This is a genomic window from Microvirga sp. HBU67558, assembly GCF_018069605.1.
Taxonomy (GTDB): Bacteria; Pseudomonadota; Alphaproteobacteria; order Rhizobiales; family Beijerinckiaceae; genus Microvirga; species Microvirga terrae.
Genome location: NZ_JAGPUP010000365.1, coordinates 1 through 3262 on the forward strand (window position 1 = coordinate 1; position 3262 = coordinate 3262).

At 59.8% G+C, this 3262-nt stretch carries 2 protein-coding genes and 1 pseudogene; all 3 read right to left on the bottom strand.

All coding sequences use genetic code 11. From position 1 onward, the window contains the following. Nucleotides 1-294 precede the first annotated feature (294 nt). Nucleotides 295-1503 (bottom strand): beta-ketoacyl synthase, encoded by a 1209-nt coding sequence (locus KBI52_RS01950; RefSeq protein WP_210804971.1) that lies wholly within the window; start codon nt 1501-1503, stop codon nt 295-297. Continuing rightward, a complete protein-coding gene (locus KBI52_RS01955; RefSeq protein WP_210804973.1) occupies nt 1504-1794 on the bottom strand; it encodes an acyl carrier protein in 291 nt (96 codons plus the stop codon). It lies immediately after the preceding gene. A 733-nt stretch (nt 1795-2527) separates the two neighbouring features. After that, nucleotides 2528-2626, bottom strand: a pseudogene (locus KBI52_RS33855) (DDE-type integrase/transposase/recombinase); the annotation flags it as partial. Nucleotides 2627-3262 lie beyond the last annotated feature (636 nt).

Sequence of the window (3262 nt, forward strand, 5' to 3'; positions counted from 1 at the left end):
TCTCCATCCTGCTGACGCGCCCCGGGCGAGCATCCATCATGTCCATGGCTAAAGCACTGTCTATACTGACGTCTATATAGACAGACCATCTACAGTCTCACTCACTAGCGCAATGCGTCCTTCCTCAGATGCGTACTTCTACAGAAACTGCAGAAGCGTTCATCGGGAAGGACTAGGCATGAATCATCGACCGGAACACTCTCATGTGAGGCAATCGGGGGCCCTCCACCCCATCAGAGCCGGCGACACTATGCGGTCAATTAACTCCCAGACGGTGAACCGACTGTCTCCCGACTACGCTTGTTTGATGGCTAGAACTGCGTTCGTCCCGCCGAAGGCAAACGCGTTGCTCAGAGCCACGCGCACCTTGCGCTCGCGTGGCACATTAGGTGTGACATCGAGATCGCAATCAGTGTCCGGCTCACGATAATTGGCAGTCGGAGGCACGACGCCCTCACGGATCGCCATCACGCAGGCGATCAGTTCGAGCGCGCCCGACGCGCCGAGGCAATGCGCGTGCATGGATTTGGTGGAAGAGACGGACATCGTATAGGCATGGTCGCCGAAGACGCGCTTGATCGCTTCTGTTTCGGTTTGATCGTTGGCCTTGGTGCCGCTGCCATGCGCGTTGAGGTAGTCGACAGCGTCCGCATTCAGCCCGGCATCAGCAAGGCAGGCGCGCATCGCGCTTTCCGGTCCCTGGACAGTCGGCGCGACGATGTTGTAGGCGTCGGCGGAAAGGCCTATGCCGGCGATCTCGGCAAGGATCGGGGCACCGCGGGCTGCGGCATGCTCGTAACTTTCCAGCACGGCCATGCCCGCCCCCTCGCCCAGCACCACACCCCGCCGGTCGGCGGAGAAGGGCCGGCAGGTATCCGGCGCAAGCACCCGAAGCGCCTCCCACGCCATCAACACCCCCCAAATGAGCGGCGCGTCGCTGCCGCCGGCAACCATCACGTCGGCTCGGCCGAGCCTGATCTGATCGACCGCCGAAGCAAACGCGTGGTTGGCCGAGGAACATGCGGAGGTGACGCCGAAGACCGGCCCACGCAGACCAAGGCTCATGCTGACCTGGCCTGCGGCGGCGCTCGGCATCACCTTGGGTGCAGTGAAGGTGGCGGCACGGCTCTCGCCACCCAAAAGGAGGGCCCTGTAGTTTTGCTCGATCGCCTCCCAGCCACAAACGCAAACGCCCACAACGGTACCGAAGCGATGAGCATTTTCGGCATCGGGGGAAAGTCCGGCCTGACCCATGGCTTCGCGTGCGGCAAGCACGGCGAGCAGGCTGAAACGGTCCATGGAGACGAGTTGCTTGGGGTCGATGTCGTGCTCCGGCAGCGCCTTAATCTCGGCGCCAATCCTGACTTTAAGCCCATAAAGCTCAGAATTGGTGATCAGGCCGATGGCCGAGCGGCCTTCGCGCATCTCTCTCCAAATCGAGGCGGCGTCGGTGCCCAGCCCGCACAGCCCCCCTATTCCGGTAATGACGACACGTCTGTCCATTTAGGCCTCCTTAGCGAGCAAGCCGCGGACAGTCTCCACGATGTCGCCGATAGTTCTGAGATTCGACGAAGCTTCGGCGGCGGCCAACTCGATTTGGATGCCATAGGACCGCTCCAGGTCAATGATGAGGTCAGTCAAACCCAGCGAATCGAAGCCGAGTGAGGTCAGTTCTGTGGCGGCCGTTATCTCGCCGCTTCCCGATATAGCCGCGGCCGAAATCGCCCAGTGGGCCGACTCGACGTGATTCTCAATCTTGGCGATGATTTCCTTCGTAAGTTGATCTGCGCTCATGTTTCTTCCTATCATGCGTTCAACGCTGACGCGGCGCGATCCCTCAACCGAGCCGCGTCGCGAAAATTGCCCCTCATCCCGGTCGAGTGATTGACTAAGGCACTTGGTTATAAAGATTTGAACAGTTGCAACTCATATTCCGGCATAGTCTCCACCGCACGTCAGAGCGCTTGCAAAGTCCCCGTTGTCAGGTCCGTATTGGGCACCCGTCACGCGACGAGGGCGGTGGCGCGATCGGTGCGCGTCAGGTGCTGCTGTCTATGCAACGTTGCAGAAGGTTCGTAAAATTGAATCTTTCGATGGAACACATCCACGCGATGGATTGCTGCACACCATGCATCTCACGGGCTTTTTTGCATTAACCTGGAAATTGCAAGACGCACCCAGTTGATTGAGGCACTCACACTGCAAGGCCGAATAGCTGGTTCACAAGACGGATCTCGCCTGTCACGCCGGGCTGTCTGGACGTAATGGCTGCGGCGGATCATGCGCATGACCTCAAAGCCCTAAAGGGTCGCAGAATCTGCTCTCATTCTCTGGAAGCCGCGCGTCGCGCCGGATAAGATGCCTGAGCGCTCCGGGACCCGCCTCGATGATGTTGTTAAATATTCTGAGGTGCGGCGTTCAACATCCCTCTACAGCAGGCCTCCCCGCTGCAGGCGCCGGGTGGCCGTGGTATAGGACGCCGGTTTATCGTCTGTTCTGGATGACGGTGAATAGTCTCTAATCGTCCTCAAGCTTTGCGCAGAAAGCGCCAAGCCGCTCGGGTGTTCCGGCCCTCTGACAGGATGAAATCAATCTTTGGACTGTGTTTGTCGACCGCTCGGAACCGATACGTCCAGCGCCTCCAACCCGCACATAAGTTTCATCCACGCTCCACGAGCCGGACCGGTGCCCCTGATGCTGGCGGACCGACTTCTCGATCACAGGCGCATAGCACTGCACCCAGCGGAACATCGTGGGCGGGTCGACGTAGACACCACGCTCTTGCATCATCTCGGCGAGATCGCGGTAGCTGATCCCGTACTTGCAGTACCTGCGCACACACAGCAGGCTGATCTGAACCGGATAGTGGCGCCTCTTGAACAGAGACAATGGAGCGGCTGCTTAGTCAGCCGCCCCCATTAAACTGCCAAGGCTAATGCAAGGGAACCGCCCTTCTACAACTACAAAAAACTGAAGGGCGGTAACGCCGACGCCGCCGACTGCCGGGACGGCGCCCGCCGCTACGCCCTTGAATACATCACATGTGTCAAAAGCCTATGGATAATATTGATCCGGCTCGGGTGCTCTTGAAATCCGCGGTCAGTTGCCCCAAGTCGGCGGGATGAAGCATGTGGATATGCGCAAGCTGCCAGCAGCTGCGCAAGAGGAGCGCCGGCGGCAGGTGATCGGCCTGCGCGAGAGCGGGCTGACCTATGAGGCCATTGCCGCGCAGGTAGGTCTGACCCGCACCGGCGTCTTCGAC